22 protein-coding genes are annotated in these 23,399 nt (G+C 60.9%); 6 read left to right on the top strand and 16 right to left on the bottom strand.

What is annotated here, in order from left to right; all coding sequences use genetic code 11:
- Positions 1–14: 14 nt before the first annotated feature.
- From ACP7DE_RS13890 to ACP7DE_RS13880, 3 genes are all read left to right on the top strand, one after another.
- Positions 15–1,148, top strand: coding sequence for an ABC transporter ATP-binding protein (locus tag ACP7DE_RS13890; RefSeq protein ID WP_426072652.1), 1,134 nt, complete (start codon positions 15–17; stop codon positions 1,146–1,148).
- Positions 1,149–1,307: 159 nt separating this feature from the next.
- Positions 1,308–2,615 (top strand): tetratricopeptide repeat protein, encoded by a 1,308-nt coding sequence (locus ACP7DE_RS13885; protein WP_426072651.1) that lies wholly within the window; start codon positions 1,308–1,310, stop codon positions 2,613–2,615.
- A gap of 81 nt (positions 2,616–2,696) precedes the next feature.
- Positions 2,697–3,890, top strand: coding sequence for a hypothetical protein (locus tag ACP7DE_RS13880; RefSeq protein WP_426072650.1), 1,194 nt, complete (start codon positions 2,697–2,699; stop codon positions 3,888–3,890).
- Positions 3,891–3,901: 11 nt separating this feature from the next.
- Here the strand turns inward: ACP7DE_RS13880 and ACP7DE_RS13875 are convergent, their stop codons facing one another.
- The 3 genes from ACP7DE_RS13875 to ACP7DE_RS13865 all read right to left on the bottom strand — a co-directional run bounded on the left by ACP7DE_RS13875 (position 3,902) and on the right by ACP7DE_RS13865 (position 9,122).
- Positions 3,902–5,014 carry an acyltransferase family protein gene (locus tag ACP7DE_RS13875; protein WP_426072649.1) on the bottom strand — a complete coding sequence of 371 codons (1,113 nt, stop codon included), beginning with the start codon at positions 5,012–5,014 and terminating at the stop codon, positions 3,902–3,904.
- Positions 5,011–6,324, bottom strand: a complete 1,314-nt coding sequence (locus ACP7DE_RS13870; protein WP_426072648.1) for a glycoside hydrolase family 18 protein — start codon at positions 6,322–6,324, stop codon at positions 5,011–5,013. Before ACP7DE_RS13870 ends, ACP7DE_RS13875 begins: the two co-directional genes overlap by 4 nt.
- A 122-nt stretch (positions 6,325–6,446) precedes the next feature.
- Positions 6,447–9,122 (bottom strand): TonB-dependent receptor, encoded by a 2,676-nt coding sequence (locus tag ACP7DE_RS13865; protein ID WP_426072647.1) that lies wholly within the window; start codon positions 9,120–9,122, stop codon positions 6,447–6,449.
- A gap of 388 nt (positions 9,123–9,510) precedes the next feature.
- On the opposite strand from ACP7DE_RS13865, the gene ACP7DE_RS13860 reads away from it, so the two are divergent.
- On the top strand, positions 9,511–10,251 hold the full coding sequence (locus ACP7DE_RS13860) for a GntR family transcriptional regulator (RefSeq protein WP_426072646.1): 741 nt from the start codon (positions 9,511–9,513) through the stop codon (positions 10,249–10,251).
- 192 nt (positions 10,252–10,443) lie between these two features.
- Here ACP7DE_RS13860 and ACP7DE_RS13855 read toward each other — a convergent pair whose 3' ends face one another.
- The 9 genes from ACP7DE_RS13855 to rpsP all read right to left on the bottom strand — a co-directional run bounded on the left by ACP7DE_RS13855 (position 10,444) and on the right by rpsP (position 17,410).
- The gene (locus ACP7DE_RS13855; RefSeq protein WP_426072645.1) at positions 10,444–11,910 is read right to left on the bottom strand and encodes a nitrilase-related carbon-nitrogen hydrolase; all 1,467 of its coding nucleotides are present in this window, start codon (positions 11,908–11,910) and stop codon (positions 10,444–10,446) included.
- Positions 11,895–12,731: an AraC family transcriptional regulator gene (locus ACP7DE_RS13850; protein WP_426072644.1), complete on the bottom strand. Its 837-nt coding sequence runs from the start codon at positions 12,729–12,731 to the stop codon at positions 11,895–11,897. The genes ACP7DE_RS13855 and ACP7DE_RS13850 overlap by 16 nt, the downstream gene beginning before the upstream one ends.
- Positions 12,732–12,918: 187 nt before the next feature.
- The gene (locus tag ACP7DE_RS13845; protein ID WP_029496213.1) at positions 12,919–13,254 is read right to left on the bottom strand and encodes a DUF3579 domain-containing protein; all 336 of its coding nucleotides are present in this window, start codon (positions 13,252–13,254) and stop codon (positions 12,919–12,921) included.
- A gap of 225 nt (positions 13,255–13,479) precedes the next feature.
- Entirely contained in the window at positions 13,480–14,439 is a 960-nt protein-coding gene (locus ACP7DE_RS13840) for a CobD/CbiB family protein (RefSeq protein WP_426072643.1), read from the bottom strand.
- Positions 14,440–14,536: 97 nt separating this feature from the next.
- Entirely contained in the window at positions 14,537–15,196 is a 660-nt protein-coding gene (locus ACP7DE_RS13835; RefSeq protein ID WP_426072642.1) for a CoA pyrophosphatase, read from the bottom strand.
- Positions 15,197–15,275: 79 nt separating this feature from the next.
- On the bottom strand, positions 15,276–15,659 hold the full coding sequence (gene rplS, locus ACP7DE_RS13830; protein WP_010395528.1) for a 50S ribosomal protein L19: 384 nt from the start codon (positions 15,657–15,659) through the stop codon (positions 15,276–15,278).
- Positions 15,660–15,790: 131 nt separating this feature from the next.
- Positions 15,791–16,537 (bottom strand): tRNA (guanosine(37)-N1)-methyltransferase TrmD, encoded by a 747-nt coding sequence (gene trmD, locus ACP7DE_RS13825; protein WP_426072641.1) that lies wholly within the window; start codon positions 16,535–16,537, stop codon positions 15,791–15,793.
- Positions 16,538–16,587: 50 nt separating this feature from the next.
- Positions 16,588–17,145 carry a ribosome maturation factor RimM gene (gene rimM, locus ACP7DE_RS13820; protein WP_426072640.1) on the bottom strand — a complete coding sequence of 186 codons (558 nt, stop codon included), beginning with the start codon at positions 17,143–17,145 and terminating at the stop codon, positions 16,588–16,590.
- A gap of 13 nt (positions 17,146–17,158) precedes the next feature.
- On the bottom strand, positions 17,159–17,410 hold the full coding sequence (gene rpsP / locus ACP7DE_RS13815) for a 30S ribosomal protein S16 (RefSeq protein WP_010395524.1): 252 nt from the start codon (positions 17,408–17,410) through the stop codon (positions 17,159–17,161).
- 277 nt (positions 17,411–17,687) lie between these two features.
- On the opposite strand from rpsP, the gene ACP7DE_RS13810 reads away from it, so the two are divergent.
- Both ACP7DE_RS13810 and ACP7DE_RS13805 read left to right on the top strand, forming a co-directional pair.
- On the top strand, positions 17,688–18,122 hold the full coding sequence (locus ACP7DE_RS13810) for an NINE protein (RefSeq protein ID WP_426072639.1): 435 nt from the start codon (positions 17,688–17,690) through the stop codon (positions 18,120–18,122).
- Between the two features lie 136 nt (positions 18,123–18,258).
- Positions 18,259–18,885, top strand: coding sequence for a glycine zipper 2TM domain-containing protein (locus ACP7DE_RS13805; RefSeq protein WP_426072638.1), 627 nt, complete (start codon positions 18,259–18,261; stop codon positions 18,883–18,885).
- Between the two features lie 191 nt (positions 18,886–19,076).
- Here the strand turns inward: ACP7DE_RS13805 and ACP7DE_RS13800 are convergent, their stop codons facing one another.
- From ACP7DE_RS13800 to ACP7DE_RS13785, 4 genes are all read right to left on the bottom strand, one after another.
- On the bottom strand, positions 19,077–20,867 hold the full coding sequence (locus ACP7DE_RS13800) for an acyl-CoA dehydrogenase (RefSeq protein ID WP_426072637.1): 1,791 nt from the start codon (positions 20,865–20,867) through the stop codon (positions 19,077–19,079).
- 92 nt (positions 20,868–20,959) lie between these two features.
- A complete protein-coding gene (locus tag ACP7DE_RS13795; RefSeq protein WP_077400542.1) occupies positions 20,960–21,892 on the bottom strand; it encodes an electron transfer flavoprotein subunit alpha/FixB family protein in 933 nt (310 codons plus the stop codon).
- A gap of 85 nt (positions 21,893–21,977) precedes the next feature.
- Positions 21,978–22,727 carry an electron transfer flavoprotein subunit beta/FixA family protein gene (locus tag ACP7DE_RS13790; protein WP_426072636.1) on the bottom strand — a complete coding sequence of 250 codons (750 nt, stop codon included), beginning with the start codon at positions 22,725–22,727 and terminating at the stop codon, positions 21,978–21,980.
- A gap of 262 nt (positions 22,728–22,989) precedes the next feature.
- Complete coding sequence (locus tag ACP7DE_RS13785; RefSeq protein WP_010395510.1) at positions 22,990–23,217, bottom strand: sulfurtransferase TusA family protein; 228 nt, start codon at positions 23,215–23,217, stop codon at positions 22,990–22,992.
- Between the last annotated feature and the right edge of the window lie 182 nt (positions 23,218–23,399).

Genomic DNA, 23,399 nt, shown 5'->3' with positions numbered 1-23,399 from the left:
GAATCGCACAGCCCATGGCACATATCGCTTTAAAGAACATCGTCAAGCTGTATGACGACAAGCACCCGGTCATCCACGGCATCGACCTCGATATCCGCGACGGCGAATTCATCGTCTTCGTAGGGCCGTCCGGCTGCGGCAAATCGACCCTGCTGCGCATGATCGCCGGGCTGGAAGACATCACGGGCGGCGAGCTGCATATCGGCGGCAAGCTGGCCAACGATATCGCGCCGGCCGAGCGGGGCCTGGCCATGGTCTTCCAGAGCTATGCCCTGTATCCGCACATGACGGTGTACGAGAACATGGCCTTCGCCCTAAGCCTGGCTGGACACAAGAAGGCGGACGTGCGCGCCGCCGTCGAGCGCGCGGCCGAGATCCTGCAGATCACGCCTTTGCTCAAGCGCAAACCGAAGGACCTGTCGGGCGGCCAGCGCCAGCGCGTGGCCATCGGCCGCGCCATCGTGCGCAAGCCCAAGGTGTTCCTGTTCGACGAACCGCTGTCGAACCTCGACGCCTCGCTGCGCGTGCAGATGCGGGTGGAAATTTCGCGCCTGCACCAGGAACTGAAAACCACCATGATCTACGTCACGCATGACCAGGTCGAGGCGATGACCCTGGGCGAGCGCATCGTGGTGTTCAACGGCGGGCGCATCGAGCAGGTGGGCAGTCCGCATGAGTTATACAACCATCCCGGCAACCTGTTCGTGGCCGGTTTCCTGGGCGCGCCGAAGATGAACTTCGTCGCTTGCGAGGCCGTTGCCTGCGGTCCCGGCTCCGTGGCCGTGCGCCTGCCCGGCGGCGCTGTCATCGACGTCGAAGCGCAGGGCGAGACCGTGGCGCCGGGCGACCAGCTGACCCTGGGCGTGCGCGCCGAACATGTGGTCCTGCAGCACGGGGAGACGGCGAACAACAACGTGATCGGGGCCAGTGTCAGCCATGTCGAATATCTGGGCGACGTGGCCATCGTTTACGCCAGCATGCCGGGCGTGACCGAGATGCTGGCCGTCAAGCTGCCGGCCGAGGATGGCTTGCGCCAGGCGGGCGACGCCATGCGCCTGCATCTGCCGCCGCAGCGCTGCCTGCTGTTCGATGCCAAAGGGCAAGCCCTGGCGCGCACGTTTGGCGCTCCGGCCCAGCCGTTTATGTGACAATAGCCGTTGTTTACCATGCTGCCGCCCTTTGACTTGTGCGATCAGGATGGCAGAATACGTGTTTTTTAAGATTCCCTGCCCCCGGAAAATGCCGCCACACGCTGTTGCGGCAACCAGTACCGGAGCGTATTTTTGTTATTGATTGAAGGATAACCCATGTCCCAATTCCGTCTTGCCCGTCTTAGCCTGCTCCTGGCCGCCATCGGCCTGAATGTCCTGCCATCCCTATCTCACGCGCAGGATGCCAAGCCAGCCGCCGCTGCCGCTGCCGCTCCGGCCGATTCGGTGCGCCCTGAAGTGTTCAAGCTGCTCGATCCGACCGCCGTGAAGGCATCGATGGATGCCAAAAACTACGCCGACGTGCAAAGCCGCATCGACCAGGCTGCCGCCATTCCAGCCCTGACGCCGTATGAATTATTCGTGCTGAACCGCCTGCGCGTAGCGCTGGCCTCGACCACCAACAATGCGCCGATGGCCATGACGGCACTGGAAGCGGTGATCGAATCGGGCAAGCTGGACAAGAAAGCCCAGGGCGACTTCATCCAGGCACTGGCGAACTACCACTACAACGCCAAGGATTACCCGAACGCCATCAAGTGGTTCACCCGTTACCAGACGGAAACAGGCGACGTCGCCACCGTGCGTCCCTACATCATCCGCGCCTATTACTTCAGCAACGATTTCGCGCGCGCCAAGCAGGAACTGATGGCCGACCTGACGGCCAAGCAGCAAGCGGGCAAGACGCCGAGCATCGAAGAACTGCAATTGCTGGCCAACACGGGCTCGAAGAGCAAGGATCCGGCCACCTACCTGGTCGCCATGGAAAACCTGGTGCGCTACTACCCGTCGGACGACTACTGGAGCGACCTGCTGGGCCGTTTGCAAGGCAAGGCCGGTTATTCCGACCGCTTCGCGCTGGACGTGCTGCGCCTGCAATTCCAGGCCGTCGGCACGATGTCGCCGCAAGATTACAGCGATATGGCTGAAATCGCCTTGCAGAACGCCTTCCCGACGGAAGCGAAAAAAGTCCTCGACGCGGGCTTTGCCAAAGGCGTGCTGGGCACGGGCGCAAATGCCGCCAAGCACAAGAAACTGCGCGACCAAGCCAACAAGGCGGCGGCCGACGATGCGAAAAGCATCGCCAGCGGCGAAGCCTCGGCCATGAAGAGCAAGGATGGCACGGGCTTGATCAACCTGGGCTACGCCTTCGTGACGATGGACCAGTTCGACAAAGGTATCGACCTGATTCAGAAAGGCATCGCCAAGGGCGGCTTGAAGCGTGCTGAAGACGCCAAGCTGCGCCTCGGCTATTCCTACGCCATGGCGGGCAAGAAAGACGACGCCATCAAGGTACTGGAAACGGTCAAGGGCGGCGACGGCGTGGGCGACCTGGCCCGCTACTGGATCCTGTGGCTGAACCGTCCTGCCACGGCAGCGACGGCGCCGGCAGCAGCGGCACAGTAAGTCCTGCTCCCTCAAGCAGACGCAAGGCAGTTCCCGGCTCAGGCCGGGGCTGCTTTTTTTTCGACCTTCCCTCATCCTCCCATGCCGCCAGCCACCTCCCCCGCCGCCGAACGATTGACCAGCCTGGACGCCTTTCGCGGCTGCGTGATCGTCACCATGATCTGGGTCAACTACCTGGCCGGCATGCCCGGCATTGCCTATTGGCTCGAACATGCGGGAGCGCGCGCCGACGGCATCACCGTGCCCGACCTGGTCTTTCCCGGCTTTCTGTTCATGGTCGGCATGGCCATTCCACTGGCCTTGCAGCGCCATTGCGGCCACGTCACACCAGCCTTGCTGGGGCGCCTGCTGTGGCGCTCCGCCAGCCTGATGCTGGCCGGCGTGGTGCTGGCGAATGCCTACCGCTATGATGCGCAGGCGGCGCTGCTGCCGCAGGCCATGTTCTTCCTTCTGTTTTATTTGGCCATGATCCTGCTGTGGCGCCAGGGCGCGGGCAAGCTTGAGCTGGCTGCAGGCGGCGCCCTGATGCTGTTCCTGCTGGCGACCTTCCGCGGTGAATTGAATGCGGAATTTTCCAGCACCTGGCTACAACCGTCGTGGTGGGGCATCCTCGGCATGATCGGCTGGTCCTACCTGCTGTGCAGCCTGCTGTACCTGGCGTGCCAGGGTAGCGGCACGGCGCTGATGGGCGTGTTTTCCCTGCTGATCGCGCTGTACATGGGCGGCACGGCGGGCAGCCTGGATTTCCTGCCGGCTGGTATCAACGGGATTGTCAACGTGCCGCAGGTGCTCGGCTCGACGGCGGCCAATGTGTTGGCCGGCACTCTGGTGGGACAGCTGTTCCTGCGCGGCGCTGCCCTGAACCATACCCAGAGGATACGTTTCATGGCGTGGTTCGCGCTGGGCCTGCTGGCGGCCGGCCTGCTGCTGCGGCCGTATCACCACATCAACAAGATCGCCGCGACGGAATCGTACACCCTGGTCTGCAGCGCCATCATCCTGGCCCTGTTCCTGGTGTTTTATGTCGTCATCGACGTGTGGCGCTGGCGCGCCTGGGCAGTGGTACTGTTACCCGCCGGCACCAATGCCCTGTTCGCCTACATCGTGCCCGACCTGTGGCAGCAACTGGCGGCAGTACTGCACCTGCCGCGCTTCTGGTGGCCCTACTTGGAGACGGGCGGCGCGGCCGGCCTGTGGAACGCCGCCGCCGTCACCGCCCTGATGCTGCTCTTCACCGCGCTGGCCACACGTTACGGCCTGAAGTTGAAGTTTTAGACCTTGATATTTTAGACCTTGATATACAACTTGCGCTTGTCCATGCCGTAGGCGATCAGCCAGCACAGCAGCATGAAGCTGACAGCAAACAGCAGCGAACCCACCCGCGCCGGCGCCCAGCCTGTAAAGCCATGCTGGTACAACCACTGGTATAGGTTGCCGCCGCCGATGCGCACGGTAAACGCGATGATCACCAGTACTTCCGACACCAGGTAAATGAACAGGGTGTTCTTGCCGAAGACTTCAAAAAAATACGTCCAGCCCGTGATCTTGCGTACGTCGATGACGAACATCAGCAACGCCAGCAGCAGCAAGTCCAGGCCGATGCCCAGCATCACGTAAGAACTGGTCCACAGTTTCTTGTTGATCGGAAACACTTCATTCCAGCACAGGGCCACCGCCACGCAGAGGACGCCAGCCACGGCCAACTGAGCCAAGCTGGAGCGCAGCTGCGCCGGCGCCGTCTGGCGCAGGAAACTGCCAGCCAGGTAGCCGGCGATGACATTGACGATAGCCGGCAAGGTGCCGAGGATACCTTCCGGATCGAAGGCGATGCCTTCGCCGTGGTACAGGTGGCTGTCACCCAGCAGGATCAGATCCAGCTTGGCCGGCGCATTGCCGTGCAAGCTGTAGTCGCCCCAGGTCGCCAGGATGGCCCAATAGCCGAGCAAGGCGCAGGCGCTGAAGACCAGCGCGCCCCGTGTCTTCCAGTAGTGCAGGATCAGGGCGGCGGCCAGGTAGCACACGGCGATGCGCTGCAGTACGCCGGGGATGCGCGTGTGCGACAGGGGCGACCAGGCGAACTGACCCGCGTCGTCGAGCTTGAAAAAGGGGAACCAGTACAGCAGGAAACCCAGTAAAAAGATCAGCGCGCTGCGCTTGCACAGCTTGGCCAGCACGGCGCCATGACCCAGGTTTTCATATTTCCCCAGCGCAAAGGCCAGTGCATTGCCGACGACAAACAAAAAGCTGGGAAACACCAGGTCCGTCATAGTAAAACCATGCCATTCGGCATGCAGGAACGGCGCATACACGCTGCCCCAGTCACCGGGAGTATTGACGACGATCATCAGGGCCACGGTCAGGCCGCGCAGGACGTCGAGGGCGAGGTAGCGCTGGTTCATGGCTGCACCCCCGTCAGGATAGGCGCAAGGGCCGTGCCTAGCACTTGCTGCGCATCGCCGCTCAATTCCCAGAACATGCCACCGCGCAAGCCCTTGTCGCGGATATAGCGCACTTTCTGGACCACCGACTGCGCATCTTCATAGCTGATGAAGACGCCACTGTCGCGGTGATACAGATACGGCACTTGGGAGGCGGCATTCCAATAGCGCTGGAAGCCGCGTGCGCCCTTGCCATCAACCAGGTAGCCCTGCTCGATCAGATGCCGGTAAGTGAAGGTCGGCGTACCGTCATTGCCGCTGGCCGCGCCCTGGCAAGGCTGGTACAGGCCGTCGCCGCGGGGACCGGCTGCGCACTGCTTCCAGCCATAACCATAAAAGGGCACGCCCAGCACCAGCTTGGCGGCAGGTACGCCGGCGCGCAGAAAGCGCATCACGGTGGCGTCCGCATGCAACTGCTTTTCGCGCTGCGGGTCGGCGGGATCGGCATACAGGGGTGCCAGCTGGCCACTCTCGGCATCCCACACGCCACGGTAGTCATACGTCATCAGGTTGATCCAGTCCAGCTGCGCCGTCAGGCGGGCCATCCAGCCGGGAGCGGCGTCGCTGTCGTCGCTCAGGCTGGCATGCGCACCGGCGGCAATGGTGATCAGGTAATGGCGGCCGGCCGCCTGCTTGCCAGCCTGGTCGAAGGCGCTGCGCAGCTCGCTAGCCAGGTGCACATAACTTTCCTTGTCGTCGCTGCGGTGGCAGACCTTGCCTTCGATACAGGGAATTCCCCCCGTGGCCGGATGTTCCCAGTCGATATCAATACCGTCGAGGCCATGCCGGCGCACCAGCTCCAGTGCGGAAGCGATGAACGCCTGGCGCGCAGCCGGCGTGGCGGCCATGTCCGAAAAGCGGTTCGACCAGATCCAGCCCCCCACCGACAGCAGGACGCGCAGCCGCGGATTACTTTGCTTGAGCGCATTGAGCTTGCGCAAGTTGTCGGCATCGGCTTGCGGCGCCGGCAGCACGATGCTGCCATTGGCCGGCCGGAACGGCTGGCCTTGCGCATCCAGGCAGGCGCTCACGCCGCCGCCATCGGGAGCGGGATTGCCATGTTCGCCATCCCAGCAAATGTCGGCGAACGCGTACTGGATCAGGCTGACATTGCCGGCGCGAATATTGTGCCCGTTAACGGGAAAATCAGCCGATTTCCAGCCGGGATAATAAGCCACCACTTCCGGCGCGAAAACCTGCGTGGCGGGAGCGGCGGAGGCGGCCAGTGGCAGCGCGCAGGCGAAGCAAGCCAGCATTGCGTGTAATGTCATCGGAGGTATCTCACCATATAAAAAATCCATCTTGCAATAAAAAAATGGCGGAGCCAGCTGCGCTCCGCCATTGTCATGCCACCCCGGGTGTCCGCCGGGAGGTATCAACCAAGTAAAACGTCTTACATCTTGCCACGCAGGCCAAAGAATACCTGGCGACCATTCTTGTAGAACGCGCGCGGCTGGTCTTTGGTCGACGCATACGACTTCAACAGCGGATTGTTCAAGTCCTTGCCTTCCAGCGACAGGGTCAGGAACTCGTTGATGTTGTAGTTGACGGAAGCCGAAACGGTGGCGACGTCATCCTGGTAAATGGCGCTCTTGCGATCCAGGCCGTTCAGGAAGGCGGAACGGAAGCTGTAATTCAGACGCGCGCTCCATTTTGCATTTTCAAAGAAGCCCGACAGGTTGTACGAGTTCTTCGACGTGCCGACCATATCGCAGTTGCCTTCATCGGCGCAAGCCGATTTTGGCGCCGCTTGCGTTTCTTTGCCGTCAGCATAGGTGTAGTTGGCGCTGAAGCCGAAACCATTGCTCAAGTCCTGGGTGTACTGCAGTTCCACGCCACGCACACGCGCCTTGGTATTGATGGCGGCGCTCATGTTGTAGTCCGTTACGCGGCCGAGAGTCGCGTTGTAGAACTGCGCCACCGACGAACCGTAGGTGACATACGAAGCCAGTTTCATCTGATACAGGTTCACCGCGATCAGCGACTTCGGCATGAAATACCATTCCACGCCCGCATCGACGTTGTTCGACATGATCGGCTTCAGGTTCGGATTACCGCCGGAACCGGACATCGTCAAGTCGTTCAGGCTCAAGGCACCCAGGGCGCCAAAGTCAGGACGCGCCATGGTGCGGCTGGCCGCGCCGCGCAACACGACATCCTTCGCCAGGTCCGTGCGCAAATTCACGCTCGGCAGGAAGTTATTGTAGGTATTCGAGCTGAGGGTCGGTTTCCACACGTCGTTCGGCGATGCATTGGCCACGTCGATCTGGGTCTTGACATAACGCACACCGAAGTTACCTTGCACGTTGGCAAAGTTCAGGTCACCCATGACGTAGGCGGCATTTGCCTTTTCCGTCATCTGGAATTCGCTTTGGTAAGCATGCTTGTTGTACGTCGCGTACTTTTCGCCCCACTCCTTCATCGAGGAACCGCTGAAGGTCCAGGGATTCTGCAGCACGTTGGACAAGGGACTGGTTGGATAACGCGTCAACCCTTTCGGCGCATTCTCCAGCAGGCCGGCGGCGGCTGGATAGCTGCCTTCGAGCCAGGTCAGGGAACGGTCGTGCTTGGCGGTGCGCAGGCCAAAACGGATGCTCGGCACGGCATCCCATACGGTGCTGTAGGTGCCATCGACCTGGCCATAGTTTTCCTTGTCACGCGTGGTGACGTCCGTTGCCCAACCGGAGAAGAACGGGGCACCGGTGCGCGGATTTAACGTCGCGGCATTGTCGATGACGACATTGGCTGGCGCATCGATACCATGCATGGTTAGACTGCTGCCCGAATATGCCAACCAGCCTTCATACGCGTAGTCGCGGGCATGGCCCGTGCCGCGCGTGGTACCGACCTGACCAGTAAACTTCAGGTTAGCATTGGCGCGGTACTTGAAGTTAAAGTCGACAAATTTCGAATCGCTGTAGGAACCTGGACGAGCAATGATATCTTGTACCGATGCACCCATGGCCGAGCAATCGGCGACCGGGCACTTCGACGGGAAGGCGATCGAGGTAATCGTGTTGCCCTTGAGCGTGTACGACGACGGGATGGCACCGCCCACGTTGGTCCAGTTATTCGACAGGACTTGGTACGGCGCATGCATGAAGTTGGTATTGACGTTGTCCGCATCAAGGCGGGTGTAGAAGCCGTTGACGTTGAAGCTCAGGTCGTTCGACACCTTGTATTCGATATCCAGCGAGCCGCCCTTGCGCTGGCGCTTCTGCTCAAACAGCGAGGAACCCGTGAGGAAGGACAGATACTTGCCCTCGATGCCAGGATTGGCGGCAATCCAGGCTTTTGCATTCGAGTTGTCAAGCTTTTCCCACCACAGGAATTCCTGGCCCTGGCGGCGCAAGGTGCGTTTCTCATCAAACACCTGCAGCAAGATGCCCAGGTCGTTGGCTTCATTTTTCCAGTTGATCAAGCCGCTGACTTGCACATCGGTTTTCTTGGCCGATTCCGTGTAAGCGCCTTCAATCGAACCCATCAGTGTCAGATTCTTCTTGAAACTCAAGGGCTTGCGGGTTTCGATATTGACATTGCCGGCTGCGCCGCCTTCAATCAGGTCGGCTTGCGAGCTCTTGTGGACAGTCACGCGGCCGATCAGCTCGGACGGGAACATGGAGTAGCTGACGCTGCGGCCACCGCCCGTGATATTCGAGATATACCAGTCGCCGCTCGACACGGTGTGGCCGTTGAGGGTGGTCAAGGTCAGGTTCGATGGCGTGCCTTTCAGGCTGACGCGGTCATTGTCGCCAAAGCCACCTTCGGTGCCGCCCGCCGTGGCGACGGACACGCCAGGGATACGCTGCAGCGAATCGGCAACGCTCTTGTCCGGCATCTTGCCCACGTCTTCAGCCGTGACGACTTCGACCAGGGAGTCGGAATTACGCTTTTGATTGAGCGACTGGGCCATTGCGGCGCGCACGCCGGTTACCACCACAACACTTGAATCCGGCTGCACTGCTTCCTGCGCCTGGGCGGCAAAACTCGCACCCAGTACCATCAACCCCACGGCTGCCGCGATAGGCGTCAGGCGCGTTACACCGCTAGCTGTCAAATTGCGTTTCATGTACTCCCCCTTGATTTAGGCTCCAGGATTGGAGCCTTTTCATTTTTAACGTAGGTCTTCTTTCCAGCCCGCCCACTTTCGCCGGCATGCTGCAGACCCTTCGGCACAACCACTTACAAAACCAATTCAACGCCAATATACTACTATCCAATACCAGAACACTACCAGTTGCAACTTTTTTTTTATAACGTTGTTTGAATCACACAGACCACTTCAGCTGAATCAATCTGTAGCCCGTATGAGCGGGGTAAATACCAGCGAGGCCGGGCATAAATTGCCGGCCTGATAATTCAAATTGGTTTTATAACGGTCTTTTTTGGTATTATCCAGCGACACAAAACAGATACAGAGCGCGTCTGCAACGCGCCGTAACGGAGACCCTCAGCGTATGACAACCCTGGCTCACATCATGCAAGGCCTGGGGCAGACGAGTAGCCTGCCCCTGTACCAGCAACTGCAGCGCGCGCTGCGCGAAGCGATTGACAAGCGCATCCTCGGCCCCGAGGAAGCATTGCCGGCCGAGCGCCAGCTGGCCAGCGACCTGTGCGTCTCGCGCATCACCGTGCGCAAGGCCATCGATGGCCTGGTCAACGAGGGCTTGCTGGTGCGGCGCCCCGGCTCGGGCAATTTCATCAATACGCGCATCGAAAAGAATTTCGCCAAGCTGACCTCGTTTTCCGAGGATATGCGGGCGCGCGGACGCACGCCCCGCAGTGTCTGGCTCAAGCGCGCAGAGGGAACCGTCACGCCGGAAGAGGCCTTGCGCCTGCGGCTGTCGCCGGGCGCACCCGTGTACCGCTTCCACCGCATCCGCTATGCGGACGAGGTGCCGATGTGCCTGGAGTACGCCACCATCGTCGCCAGTTGCCTGCCAGACCTCGACGCTGTCGATATCTCCATGTATGACGCGCTGGAACAGGCGGGCAACCGGCCCGTGCGCGCCTTGCAGCGCCTCAGCGCGCTTTTACTGACGGGGGAGCAGGCCAGCCTGCTGCAGGCGCAGGAAGGCGACGCGGGCTTGTCGGTGGAAAGACTGGGCTTTTTGCGCGATGGCCGCGCCGTGGAATTTTGCCGTTCCTACTTCCGCGGCGATATGTATGACTTCGTGGCCGAATTAAGTACCAATTAATACCAGCCGTTCCAATTTTTTAATACCAGATAACACCACTTATTGCAGTGCAATATATATGTCGGCGTGGCGCCGATATAGGCACCGCAATGGTGAAATAATCGGCGGCGATTATATGGTCAGCCTGCGGAGAATATAAAAAAGGCTGCACAATGCGGTTTTGCGCATTGCAACAAAACATGGCGTTACCTGTCAGGGAGCGGGCGCGGCGCGGCGCCCCAGGCACAGCAAGACCAGGCCCAGCGCCACGCACAGCCAGCCGAACAGTGGCCCCAGCCATCCGGCCCAGGTGGCGACGGCCGGGTGCGCCGGCAACGGCGCCAGCAAGGTGCTGCCCGGCATGGCACTGCTGGCACGTTCCGCCAGCACCCGTCCATACGCATCGCTGACCGTCAGCACGCCCTCGCGCGCCGCGCGCAGCACCGCATAGCCGTTTTCCACACCGCGCAGCACGGTCATGCGCGCGCCCATCCAGGCGTCCAGCTGGAAATCCCAGGCCGGCACCAGCATCGCCTGCACCCCGGCCACACCATACGCTTGCCCCAGGGTGGCGAAATGCATGTCCTTGCAGATGGCCAGACCCATGGCCAGACCCGCCACCGGCTGCACGGCATATACGCTGCCAGCGAGAAAATCGCGCTCGGGCGGCGCCAGATAATGTTTCTGATAGCTGATGGGCGCGGCGCCATCGGGCGCGAACAGCCAGGCCAGGTTGCGCCGACCGGCAACGTCTTGCACGCCGATGCCCACGGTAATCCACACATCCGTGCTGCGCGCCAGCGCCTGAAAACGCTGCTGCACGGCATCCGCCTGCGCTGGCGCCAGCACGGCGATCTTTTCCGGCAACAGCACCAGCCTGGCACCCTGCCCGGCCAGCTCTTCGACGTGGCGCGCGTACTGGTCCCAGATGGCTTGCGCGCGCGCCGGCGGCGTGGCCGGGCCGATAAAGTCATCGATGCCCACCAGCCCCGCCAGCGGCCCGCCTGGCGCCTGCCCGCTTGAGGCCAACGCACCCTGCACGCGCCAGGCGCCCCCTGCCCACACGGCCAGCAGCAATAGCACGGTCGCGCCCGCCGCTGGCGCATACGCGCGGCCGCCCGCCAGCAGCAAGGCCAGCGCGGATGGCGCCAGGCATAGCAAAAACAGCAAGCCAGGCACGCCCGCCATGGCCGCCACCTGCAGCACGGCAACATTGTCCGCTTGCGAATACGCGAGGCTGCCCCAGTTACCATCCGGCAGCAAGGCCGCCATCAGCGTATCGGTGGCGACCCACAGCACGGGATACGCCAGCACCGTCCAGCCGGAGCGGTAGCGCAGCACGAGGCGCCGCGTGGCCAGCACCACCAGCAGCCACAGCAGTGCCTTGACGACGATCACGGCCAGCACGGCGGGCAAGGGCATGAGCAAGCGGAAATAAGCAACGTTGGATGACAGGCCCAGCACGGCGGCCAGGAACGTCATCCAGGCAGCATCGCGGCGCGACGAGCGCAGGGCCAGCCACAGCACGGGCAGCGGCGCGCACCAGGCCAGCCAGCCCTGCGGCTGCGGCCCCAGCACCCAGTACAGGGGAACGCCCGCCGCCAGCGCGGCGGCGATTTGCAGCAGGCGCTGGCGCAGTGCGGTGCCGCCGGCAGCCGGCGTAGTCAGGGTTGGGAACATGCCCAGGCTTTCAAGGGGAGCCAGATTTCCACGCCGCCGATGCCGTTGGCGGGATCGAACTGCTGGTCGTAGCGTTCAAAATCGGGCGCGTCGGCCACTTCCAGCCCGGACTGGGGCAGCCACTCGTTCCACAGCATATGCCAGGTGGCGCGGATGGTGGAAATATGCCCGCGGTGGTGAAACACGGCATAGCGCTGCGGGGCGATGCGCAGCCGCGTCCAGCCGTCGGGAGCCTGGGAAAAGTCGCTCACCGGCATGGCACACAGGTAATCGAAATTGCCTGCATCATCATTGTTACAGCACACGCCATACACCAGCTGGCCGGGTGCCACATGGGGCAGGAAGCGCTGCCACAGGGCGGGGATGGCGGCAGAAGTTTCTGCACGATAACGTTCGACCAGGCCCGCCAGCAGCAAGGCGGGACCTTGCTCGAAACGCGGCGCTTCCAAGGCCACGCCCGGCGCCACATCCATTTTGATGGCCCCTACCAGCGCGAGGTTGCCGACGTGGCGCTGGGCCAGCACTCTTTCCGGCGTGATCTGAAACTGGTCGCGGAAAGCCCGTGTAAATGCTTCATGGGAACTGTAACCGGCTTCCAGGGCGACGGCGAGGATGTCTTGCGCGCCCTGGGCCAGCATCAGGGCGGCCTCGCTGAGCCGGCGCGCCCGCACATAGCGCATCACGGAGTGGCCCGTGGCCAGGCCAAACGCGCGCGTCAGGTGGCAGGGCGAGGCGCCGCCCACGTAGGCGATATCGCCGAGCGAGAGATTGTCGGCGTAATGCGATTCGATATACCAGAGTGCCTTGGCCAGATAGCTCATGAACGCTTCCCGTTGAACGAGCAGCGACTGTAGCATTTTCGGGTGACGAGGATTTGACTGAAATTGCGCAATGCGGGTTTATTTGCGCGTGCGCTTTTCGCACACCAGCTGGCCGCTATTGACCCGAGCCAATCAGCAGCGCCGCTACGCCGTAGCGGGCTTTGCGCCAGATCAAATGAAACGGGTCTTACTTTTCTTCGGGGGGCGGCAGGAAGCAGGCTTCGACGATCTGCAGGTCGTTATCCTTGGCGAACTCGCGCACGAAGTGAAACGCCATGGGCTCGATCTCGCGCAGCTTGGTGTTGACCACCACCGACTTGACACCATTGACGACGGTTGGGCGCACGTAGGGCGAATACTGGAGGTGCGCATTGCGCCCGCCACCTTCGGGATTGAAACAGGACATCACTCCGCAAAGGCGCTCGGCCCAATCGCTGGGTCGGAATTGCTTGCCATTGCTGGTGAGACCAAGGATGAAGAACTCGTCTGAGAGTTCCCCTGTTTTTTGAGATAACTCGGCCATGTGGCTTGTCGGGACTGGATTGCGTGAATGGCCCCGGCGGGTAAGCCGGGCTGGTAATTCAACTACGTTTGCTGCGGTAAGCCAGTATTATATCTTATAGAAGACTTGGGTTCTACCTCGATCTGCCCTGCCGATGCAAACAGGGGCCGGCACGCCTTGTGCGCCAGCCCCTATTTTAACCTTGTTCCACGCGCAAGGCGCATGGACAGCGCGTGTGCGCCCGCGTCAGCCGAGAAAAACGGCGCCCGACATCAACAGCAGCAACAGCATCCACAGCAGCAAGGCGCGCCACACCAGGCCCACCGTGCTCTGCAAGGCGCGCGAACCCGGCTCTTCGCCGGGCAGGATATCGCTTTCGCTGTCGCTGTCATCGACGGCCAGATCGGGCGTCGTCAACACGCGTGCCGCCGTTTCCGCTGGCGTACCCAGGCGTACGCCCATGGCGCCGCCGCCTGCCGTCAGGATGATGCCGATGGCCTCATCCTGCCAGCGCTGGGCAAAATTGCGCCAGGCGTAGATGGCATCCTCGAAATTGCCGACCACGGCAAACGCCACGGCCGTCAGGCGCACGGGGATCCAGTCGATCCAGTAAAAGGCGCGCGCGGCGAACTGGCCGAAGGCTTCATTGCGCATGTGCTCGGGCTCATTCCAGGCGCGCGCCAGGTATTCGGCCACGCGGTACATCACGGCGCAGGCAGGGCCCAGCGGCATGAGGAACCAGAAGAAGACGCCAAAGACATTGCGATGCGTGGTGATGAGGGCTTTTTCCACGGCGATGCGGGCGATTTCACTCGCTTCCATACCCACGGTGTCGAGCTTGGTCCAGTCGGCCAGCAAGGTACGCGCGGTCGCGTCGTCGCCAGCGCTCAAGGCCAGCTGGATGGAGGTGAAGTAGTGGCTGTAATGGCGGAAGCCCAGGGTCAGGTAGACGATAAGCACGTTCCAGGCAAAGGCCAGCAAGGTCAGCTGATAATGCTGCAAGAGCCAGTACACACCTGCCGTCGGCACCATCAGCACGCCGATCATGAGGAACCAACCCATGCGGCCGTGGTTGGCGTGGCCGGCATTGAACCAGGTCTCCATGCGCATTGCCAGGCTCTTGATTTCGGCGTAGATCGGATTGTCCGCGCGCAAAGGTTTGAGCTGCTCGATCAGCAATGCGCAAAGTATGGAGAGAAATGTCATCAAACGTCCTTTTTGTCTTTTTCAGCAATACCGCAATGCCCGCTACGATAGCGCAGTGCAGTGCTGGAATCAAACTTATTACGTGCGGGCCACCATTTTACGCGCGCAAGAGGTGAAACAGATTGCGCAGCATGCCGGCAGTGGCGCCCCAAATGTAGAAGCGCTCGTAGGGCATGGCATAGAACGAGCGCCGCCCGCCGGGCAATTCCACAGACAGGCGCTGATGGTTGAGACCATCCATCAGGAAAGCCAGCGGCACTTCGAAGATTTCCGCCACTTCGGAGGGGTCGGCGCGCAGTTCGAACGGTGGCGTCACCAGGCCCACCACGGGCGTGACCTGATAGCCGGTGCCCGTCAGGTAGTCGGGCAGGCAGCCCAGCACTTCAATGTGCTCGGGCGCCAGGCCTACCTCTTCTTGCGTTTCGCGCAGGGCCGTGGCCACGGGTGAGCCATCGAACGGTTCGCTACGCCCGCCGGGAAAGCTGACCTGGCCCGCATGGCTGCTCAAATGGTCCGTACGCATCGTCAGCAAGATGGTCAAGCCTTGCGGACGCTGCACCAGCGGAATGAGCACGGCGGCGCGCACGGGCACGGCGCGGGCGGAAAGGAAATCCTGGGTAATCTCGGGCTGCCAGTCAGGCTGTTCGGCCAGGCGCTGGCGCAGCCAGTCGGGCGTCAAACGCACGGCGTCCAGCGCCGCCTCGCCGGCGATAGAATCGATGGCAAGTTGTTGTGGATCAAATGCGATGGTGGCCATGCAGCTTGTCCCATTGGCAATTCAGAATAAAAAAAGGGGCACCAATACGGCACCCCTTTTCCCAACGCAGACGCTGATATTACGCGCTTGCTTTCGCCACAACGCGGCGATTTGGCAATTTTTCTTTGATACGCGCCGATTTACCCGAACGCTCACGCAGATAGTACAGCTTGGCGCGGCGAACATCACCACGGCGTTTCACTTCGATCGAAGCGATCAGCGGCGAGTACAGTTGGAACGTACGCTCAACGCCTTCGCCGGACGAGATCTTACGAACGATGAAGTTCGAGTTCAGGCCACGGTTACGACGCGAGATAACGACGCCTTCGTAAGCCTGGGCGCGCTTGCGCGTGCCTTCGACTACGTTGACGCTGACGATAACGGTATCGCCTGGTGCGAATTCAGGAATGGTTTTACCCAGACGAGCAATTTCTTCCTGCTCTAATTGTTGAATCAAGTCCATTTTTATAACTCCGAAAACCATCATGCCGGCGCACTGTGGATAGCAAGTATCCGCCCGGTAGAGGATGGGTAACACAATATGGGCAACATGCCCGGTACTACAGGCCACCCTGTTTACCGTCCGAAAACGTTTTACAGGCTGGCCAGGAATTTTTCGTCGGTCTTGCTGAGCAAGCCGGCGGCACGTGCACTGACCAGCAGGTCAGGCCGCTTTGTCGCGGTCGCTTCCAGCATGCGCTGGCGGCGCCACTTGACGATCTCGGCATGATTGCCACCCATCAAGACGGGCGGCACGACCATGCCTTCATATGTTTCCGGCCGCGTGTAGTGCGGCGAATCGAGCAAACCATTGACGAAGCTATCCTCGATGGCCGATGCCTCCGTGTTCAAGACACCCGGCAACAGGCGGATCATCGCATCCATCAACGCCATGGCAGGCAATTCCCCGCCCGACAGGACAAAGTCGCCCACGCTGATTTCCTCGTCGACGCAACGGTCCAGCAAACGCTGGTCCACGGCTTCATAGCGGCCACACAGGATCACCAAACCAGGTTCGGCTTTCAGCTGCGTGACGCGCTCGTGCGTCAGCGGACGGCCTTGCGGCGACATGAACACCACGCGGGGCGCCGCCAGTCCCAGTTCGGTCTGGCGTTGCTTCGCGGCATTTATTGTCGCTTCGAGGGGACGGGCCATCATCACCATGCCGGGACCGCCGCCATACGGGCGGTCATCCACAGTACGGTGATTGTCGGTCGTGAAATCACGGGGATTCCACAGCGACAAGCCACATTTCCCCTGCTCGAAGGCGCGCCGGGTCACACCCGACTGCGTCAGCGCAGCAAACATTTCAGGAAACAGGGTCACGACATCAAATTGCATCGCTCACCATCCTGCAAAGTTTGCCTGGCGCAAAGTTAAGCGCAGGCGGTTTAATAATCGAGGCCCCAGTCGACCGTGATCTTGTTGGCGGTCTTGTCAACATTAATGACAAACTGGCCAACAAATGGGATCAGGCGCTCAGGCGCCTTTTCAACGGTCTCATCGGCAGTGGCGACGGGCGTAACGCGCAAGATCGATTGCGGACCATTGCTCATCATGTCGTGCACTGTGCCGAGGCACTCGCCTTGCAAATTCTCAACTGTCAGTCCGATCAGATCGGACCAATAAAATTCATCGGCCGTCAGCGTCGGGAAATGGCTACGCGGAATTTGCACAGAAACGCCTTTCAGCGCTTCTGCGGCATCCCGCCCGACCACACCCACCAGCTGGGCCACGACGTCGCCGCCGTGTAACTTTGCTTGCCTGACTTGAACATCATGCAAGGTCGGTTTATCAAACCACCAGGTTTTGACGCTTAATAATGCATCCGCGTCGTCGGAGAAAGGAGTGATCCTGATTCCGCCAGCAATGCCATAAGCACCGGAGACATAGCCTACCTGTACCAGGTCATCGGGGACTTTCACCCCGGATGCAGTCTTGACCGTCAAACCAGTGATCTAATTAAGCTGCTGCTTTGTTGTTGCTGGCTACCAGGCGAGCAACGGTTGGCGACAATTGTGCGCCAACGCCTTGCCAGTAGGCCAGACGGTCTGCGGTGATACGCAGTGGAACTTCGCCACCTTGCGCCATCGGGTTGTAAAAACCGATACGCTCAATGAAGCGACCATCGCGGCGATTGCGCGAATCAGTAGCGACGATGTTGAAGAACGGGCGCTTCTTGGCGCCTCCACGAGCTAAACGAATAACGACCATAATATTTCCAAAAAGTGTGCTGAGGCGGAAAAAGCCGCAAATTATAGCGCGCTTTACCGCCAGGCAGCAAGCGTTATGATGACGGGCGTGTAATTTGGGCTAATCAAACATTATGACTAGTCATGGCCGAAGACGCAATAGGCGTGTGCGTCTATCGTGCCGGCAATGGCTTGGAATGAGGCGAAATCATTACATAAACGCCACAGGAAAGTGCTATCGTTGTGCGAGACGATGACCGATACTGGCAATCTTTACCGATGAGCAACTCTGGAGTCCCATGATCACCGCTACCATTTTGCAACAGTCGCACAAGAACAAGGCCTTCACGACACTACTGGCCTTCCTGCTGGGCATGCTGGGCGCGCACCGCTTCTATCTGCACGGCGCCAAGGACCGCTGGGGCTGGGTGCACCTGGCCGCCCTGCCCGCCACTTTTCTGCTGCACCAGCTGTTTCCCGAGGCCGACTGGTTTTACCAGATACTGCCACTGACCTTGTCCGCCCTGGGCGGCTTCCTGGAAGCGCTAGTGCTGGGCTTGATGCCGGACGACAAGTGGGATGCGTGCTACAACGCCGCCTCCGGCCACCGGTCAGACACGGGCTGGCCCCTGGCCGCGGTGCTGGTCGCCACCTTGATGCTAGGAGCAGGCGTGCTGATCGCCACCATGGCCCGCCTGTTCGACTTGCTTTACACCGGCGGCGCCTACGGTTAGTTTCCCTGCGGGCATGACATCAAATAGCGCACGCCGCACGCACATGTAAGTGTTGGTAAGCAATCATGATTTTGCTCTATACTGCATTCACAATGTCGACATTACTGGCACATTCAACACCCAACTGGAGAAGATCATGATTCGTCGCCCTTTCATCCTCGCAGTCGCCATCACGGCCCTGTTCAGCACATCTGCCTTCGCGCAAAACCTCTCGCCGAAGGCGCAATACGCCTACGACACAAAGCAAGCCAGCACGCGCTATGCGGACGACAAGAAATTGTGCGCAGAAGAAACCAGCTCGAAAGCCCGCATGCAATGCCAGCGCGACGCCAAGAGCGAATATAACCAGGCCATCATCAACGCCAAGGCCGCGCAAAAGGCTGGCAACTCGTATGCAGGCCAGAATAGCAAGCCAACCCAGCAGCAAATCTGCGCCGATTGCGGCAAGGTGCTGGCAGTCAACGTCGCCGAAAAAGCGGGTGAAGGCGGCGCGCTGGGCATGATCGGCGGCGGCGTGGCCGGCGCCCTGCTGGGTCGCCAGGTCGGCGGCGGACGCGGCAAGGACCTGGCCACCCTGGCCGGCGCCGCTGGCGGCGCTTTTGCGGGCAAGCAAGTCGAAGGCCACATGAAAAACAGCAAGGTGTGGACCGTCACCGTGCAATACGAGACGGGCACCAAGGCTGACTTCGCGTTTGACCAGGATCCTGGATTGGCCGCTGGCGATCTGGTACGCAATTCGGGCAACGGCATCGCCCGCCGATAAGAACGCAGGCAAAGCGTCCATGGCGGCGTTGCCCGCATTTTGCTGAGGTTGTCGTACTGGCAGCGGACTGCGACAACGCGCCTTGCCCTGAACGCTTTCCCAAGCATTCTTGATAGAAATAAAAAAAGCGCTGGAGATCACTCTCCAGCGCTTTTTTGCATTTTGCCGGCATGCACCGGCAAAATTTCAACTTAAAACTGCTCTTCCGACAAAGCCATCACGCCGGCGCTGCCATCAATGATGGTGGCGCGCAAGCCTGGCGCTTGCGACAGTATGTGGTCGGCAAAGAAGCGCGCCGTGGCGATTTTTGCCTTGTAGAACGAAGCGTCGCCGCTGCCCTCTCCCAGCTTTTGCTGCGCCACCACGGCCGCGCGCGCCATTTGCCAGCCGCCCAGCACGATGCCGGCCAGTTTCAGGTACGGCACGCTGCCCGCAAACACGGCCTTGATGTCCGTCTTCATGTTTGCCACTACGTATTCCACCACCGCTTCCAGCGCGGCGCTGCCTTCGGCCAAGTGGCGCTGCATGGCCTGGAAGTCGGCACCGGAGAGCTCGCCCAACTGAGCTTCCGTGGCGCGCACCTGGGCGATGATGGCTTTCGCCACGGCGCCACCGTCGCGCACCGTCTTGCGCCCTACCAGATCGTTGGCCTGGATGGCGGTCGTGCCTTCGTAGATGGTAAGAATCTTGGCGTCGCGGTAATGCTGGGCGGCGCCCGTCTCTTCAATGAAACCCATGCCGCCATGCACTTGCACGCCGTCGCGCGTGACGTCCTGAGACATTTCCGTGGCCCAACCCTTGATGACCGGCACCAGGTATTCATACGTCGCCAGGCTTTCCGCGCGCACGTCCGCCTCCGGATGGTGGTGCGCCACGTCGCTGATAGCCGCGCCCACATAGGCCAGCGCGCGCGCCGCCTCCGTTTGCGAGCGCATCGACATCAGCATGCGGCGCACGTCCGGGTGGTGAATGATGGAGACCGGGCCGCTGGACCCCGCCAGGTCGCGCGACTGTACGCGGTCCTTGGCGAACGCCACGGCCTGCTGGTAGGCGCGCTCGGCCAGGCCGATGCCTTGCAAGCCGACGCCGAAACGGGCCGCGTTCATCATGATGAACATGTATTCGAGACCGCGGTTTTCCTCGCCCACCAGGGTGCCGATGGCGCCGCCGTGGTCGCCGAATTGCAGCACGGCCGTCGGGCTCGCCTTGATGCCCAGCTTGTGCTCGATGGAAACGCAGTGCGCGTCATTGCGCGCGCCCAGGCTGCCGTCCGCATTGACGAGGAATTTCGGCACGATGAACAGCGAGATGCCTTTCACGCCAGCAGGCGCGTCCGGCGTGCGGGCCAGCACCAGGTGGACAATGTTTTCCGCCATGTCGTGCTCGCCATACGTGATGAAAATCTTCGTGCCGAAGACTGTATAGGTGCCATCGCCCTGCGGCACGGCGCGCGTGCGCACGGCGGCCAGGTCCGACCCCGCTTGCGGCTCCGTCAAATTCATGGTGCCCGTCCACTTGCCCGACACCAGGTTTTCCAGGTAAACCGCCTTTTGTTCATCGCTGCCGGCAGTCAACAGCGCTTCGATGGCGCCGTCCGACAGCAGGGCCACCAGGGCGAACGAGATGCTGGCCGAATTGAGCATTTCGATGCACGGCGTGGCCAAGAGCTTGGGCAAGCCCTGGCCGCCGAACTCCGTCGGATGCTGCACGCCCTGCCAGCCCGCTTCGCCATACGCCTTGAAGGCTTCCTTGAAGCCTTTCGAGGTAGTGACCTGGCCGTCGTGCCAAAAGCTGGGCTCCTTGTCGCTGGGCCAGTTCAGGGGGGCCACCACGCCACCGCAGAATTTGGCGTTCTCTTCCAGCACGGCCTCGGCCGTGTCGGGCGTGGCGTCTTCGCAGCCCGGTAAAGTGTGGATTTCGGCCAGGCCGGCCAGTTCGTTCATGACGAACAACATGTCTTTCAGCGGGGCTTGATAGCTCATCTTCTTTTCTCCAAGAAAAAAGCCACGCGCGGCTCGCCGTGTGGGGCGGGCCGGCGTGGCTTTGTCAGTAACAAAACCGGGACGGGTTGAAATTAACCCAGTTCCTTGACCAGTTGCGGCACGATCTCGAACAGATCGCCCACGATGCCGTAGTCGGCCACGGCAAAGATCGGCGCTTCCGGATCCTTGTTGATGGCAACGATGGTTTTCGAGTCTTTCATGCCGGCCAGATGCTGGATCGCGCCCGAGATACCGACGGCGATATACAGCGATGGCGCGACGATCTTGCCCGTCTGGCCCACTTGCCAGTCGTTCGGCACGAAGCCGGCGTCGACGGCGGCGCGCGAGGCACCCATGGCGGCGCCCAGCTTGTCGGCCAGCGGCTCCAGGATGTGGAAGTTCTCGGCCGAACCCATGCCACGGCCACCCGACACGATGATTTTCGCGGCGGTCAGTTCAGGACGGTCGGACTTGGCCAGTTCGCGGCCCACGAAGGCCGATTTGCCGGCGTCGGCAACGGCGGCGACGGTTTCGGTGGCAGCCGAACCGCCGGTGGCGGCAGCCGCATCGAAACCGGTTGTGCGCACGGTGATGACCTTGACCTTGTCGCCAGATTGCACGGTGGCAATCGCGTTACCGGCGTAGATCGGGCGCTCGAAAGTGTCAGGCGAGTCGACCTTGGTGATTTCCGAGATTTGCGCCACGTCCAGCTTGGCGGCCACGCGCGGCAGGATGTTCTTGCCGTAGGCGGTAGCGGGAGCCAGGATGTGGCTGTAGTTGCCGGCGATGGCCAGCACTTGCTCGGCCACGTTTTCGGCCAGGCCGTCGGCAAAGTATGGCGCGTCGGCCACGATGACTTTCGTCACGCCGGCGATTTGCGCGGCGGCAGCGGCAGCGGCCGATGCGTTCGAGCCAGCGACGAGCACGTGCACGTCGCCGCCGCACTGGGCAGCCGCGGTCACGGTGTGGTGGGTGCTACCCTTTAAGGTAGCGTTGTCGTGTTCAGCAATAACTAATGCGACCATGATTATTCCTAACAGTATATGCAAGTGCCGGGGTCAGGCCTAAAGGAACTGACCCCGGGTATAGATTTGAACGGCGGGGCCGCGCTTAGATGACTTTGGCTTCGGTACGCAGCTTGGCGACCAGAGTAGCGACGTCCGGCACCTTGATGCCGGCCGAGCGCTTGGCTGGCTCGACGACCTTCAGGGTCTTCAGACGTGGCGCAACGTCGACGCCCAGATCTTCCGGCTTGACGGTCTCGAGCGGCTTTTTCTTAGCCTTCATGATGTTCGGCAAGGTCACATAGCGTGGCTCGTTCAAACGCAGGTCGGTGGTGATGATCGCGGGCAAGGTCAATGCCAGGGTTTCCAGGCCGCCGTCGACTTCGCGCGTGACGATAACTTTGCCGTCTTCCAGCACGACTTTCGAGGCGAACGTGGCTTGTGGCCAACCCAGCAGGGCTGCCAGCATCTGGCCCGTCTGGTTGCTGTCGTCATCGATCGCTTGCTTGCCCAGGATGATCAGTTGCGGCTGCTCTTTCTCGGCCAGGGCTTTCACCAGCTTGGCCACGGCCAGCGGTTCCAGTTCGGTCGTCGTTTCCACCAGGATGCCGCGGTCGGCGCCGATGGCCATGGCGGTGCGCAAGGTTTCCTGGCACTGCGTCACGCCGCAGGAGATGGCGACCACTTCAGTGACCTTGCCGGCTTCTTTCAGGCGCATCGCTTCTTCCAGCGCGATCTCATCGAAAGGGTTCATCGACATTTTGACGTTGGCGGTATCGACGCCAGTGCCGTCACTCTTGACGCGGACTTTGACGTTATAGTCGACCACGCGTTTGACGGGTACCAAGACTTTCATAGCTATGCCTTTGGGAAATTATAAAAATGACGGATCAAGTACTGATTGTGCGTTCGATTATAAGAGAAATTTGAATCCTGAACCGAATTTAAGCACGATCGTGCGATTTTTTGTTAGAACAATTCATCTAAACTGTCCAGCTTCGAGGATTTCAAGGGAGTCTACCGCTACGCTGCAGGGCAGCAAAAGGGCGTGATAGTGACGCCAAAACGGCACGGCAAGCGCTCAAGCAGGCAGCGCCACGGCCGCCCGGCTGGCAGAATTATTTGCGTTGCATCAGGAAGACGAATTCGGTGCCCGTCTGCACATGCGACAGCAGGGCATTGCCCGTTTGCTTGGCGAAAGCCTGGAAGTCGCGCACGGAACCAGGATCGGTTGCCATGATGCGCAGCACTTCCCCGCTCTGCAGCTCTGACAAAGCCTTTTTCGCCTTCAGAATCGGCAACGGGCAATTCAAGCCGCGCGCGTCGAGTTCTTTGTGAAATTCCATAATCTCGGTATCAAGTAGTGTGTCGCTCATCATCAATATCCCACCATTGTTTTGTTGTACTGATTTTCGACATACTACTCTAAATCAGGGGCATTGACGCGCTGCACCAAAATAGTTCATCGGCTGTTGTGGGGTCACAACGAGATTCCACACGGCAAAACGGCCCGCAAACAGTGTCAGCG

It is taken from the genome of Janthinobacterium sp. DSP2-3-3, assembly GCF_049897325.1.
Lineage (GTDB): Bacteria > Pseudomonadota > Gammaproteobacteria > Burkholderiales > Burkholderiaceae_D > Janthinobacterium.
This window is presented reverse-complemented; position numbering and strand designations above follow the sequence as displayed.

Bases quoted from the DNA above. Each gene is read 5' to 3' on its own strand.
- ACP7DE_RS13890 (WP_426072652.1), top strand. From the start codon at position 15: ATGGCACATATCGCTTTAAAGAACATCGTCAAGCTGTATGACGACAAG.
- ACP7DE_RS13885 (WP_426072651.1), top strand. From the start codon at position 1,308: ATGTCCCAATTCCGTCTTGCCCGTCTTAGCCTGCTCCTGGCCGCCATC.
- ACP7DE_RS13880 (WP_426072650.1), top strand. From the start codon at position 2,697: ATGCCGCCAGCCACCTCCCCCGCCGCCGAACGATTGACCAGCCTGGAC.
- ACP7DE_RS13875 (WP_426072649.1), bottom strand. From the start codon at position 5,014: ATGAACCAGCGCTACCTCGCCCTCGACGTCCTGCGCGGCCTGACCGTG.
- ACP7DE_RS13870 (WP_426072648.1), bottom strand. From the start codon at position 6,324: ATGACATTACACGCAATGCTGGCTTGCTTCGCCTGCGCGCTGCCACTG.
- ACP7DE_RS13865 (WP_426072647.1), bottom strand. From the start codon at position 9,122: ATGAAACGCAATTTGACAGCTAGCGGTGTAACGCGCCTGACGCCTATC.
- ACP7DE_RS13860 (WP_426072646.1), top strand. From the start codon at position 9,511: ATGACAACCCTGGCTCACATCATGCAAGGCCTGGGGCAGACGAGTAGC.
- ACP7DE_RS13855 (WP_426072645.1), bottom strand. From the start codon at position 11,910: ATGTTCCCAACCCTGACTACGCCGGCTGCCGGCGGCACCGCACTGCGC.
- ACP7DE_RS13850 (WP_426072644.1), bottom strand. From the start codon at position 12,731: ATGAGCTATCTGGCCAAGGCACTCTGGTATATCGAATCGCATTACGCC.
- ACP7DE_RS13845 (WP_029496213.1), bottom strand. From the start codon at position 13,254: ATGGCCGAGTTATCTCAAAAAACAGGGGAACTCTCAGACGAGTTCTTC.
- ACP7DE_RS13840 (WP_426072643.1), bottom strand. From the start codon at position 14,439: ATGACATTTCTCTCCATACTTTGCGCATTGCTGATCGAGCAGCTCAAA.
- ACP7DE_RS13835 (WP_426072642.1), bottom strand. From the start codon at position 15,196: ATGGCCACCATCGCATTTGATCCACAACAACTTGCCATCGATTCTATC.
- rplS (WP_010395528.1), bottom strand. From the start codon at position 15,659: ATGGACTTGATTCAACAATTAGAGCAGGAAGAAATTGCTCGTCTGGGT.
- trmD (WP_426072641.1), bottom strand. From the start codon at position 16,537: ATGCAATTTGATGTCGTGACCCTGTTTCCTGAAATGTTTGCTGCGCTG.
- rpsP (WP_010395524.1), bottom strand. From the start codon at position 17,410: ATGGTCGTTATTCGTTTAGCTCGTGGAGGCGCCAAGAAGCGCCCGTTC.
- ACP7DE_RS13810 (WP_426072639.1), top strand. From the start codon at position 17,688: ATGATCACCGCTACCATTTTGCAACAGTCGCACAAGAACAAGGCCTTC.
- ACP7DE_RS13805 (WP_426072638.1), top strand. From the start codon at position 18,259: ATGATTCGTCGCCCTTTCATCCTCGCAGTCGCCATCACGGCCCTGTTC.
- ACP7DE_RS13800 (WP_426072637.1), bottom strand. From the start codon at position 20,867: ATGAGCTATCAAGCCCCGCTGAAAGACATGTTGTTCGTCATGAACGAA.
- ACP7DE_RS13795 (WP_077400542.1), bottom strand. From the start codon at position 21,892: ATGGTCGCATTAGTTATTGCTGAACACGACAACGCTACCTTAAAGGGT.
- ACP7DE_RS13790 (WP_426072636.1), bottom strand. From the start codon at position 22,727: ATGAAAGTCTTGGTACCCGTCAAACGCGTGGTCGACTATAACGTCAAA.
- ACP7DE_RS13785 (WP_010395510.1), bottom strand. From the start codon at position 23,217: ATGGAATTTCACAAAGAACTCGACGCGCGCGGCTTGAATTGCCCGTTG.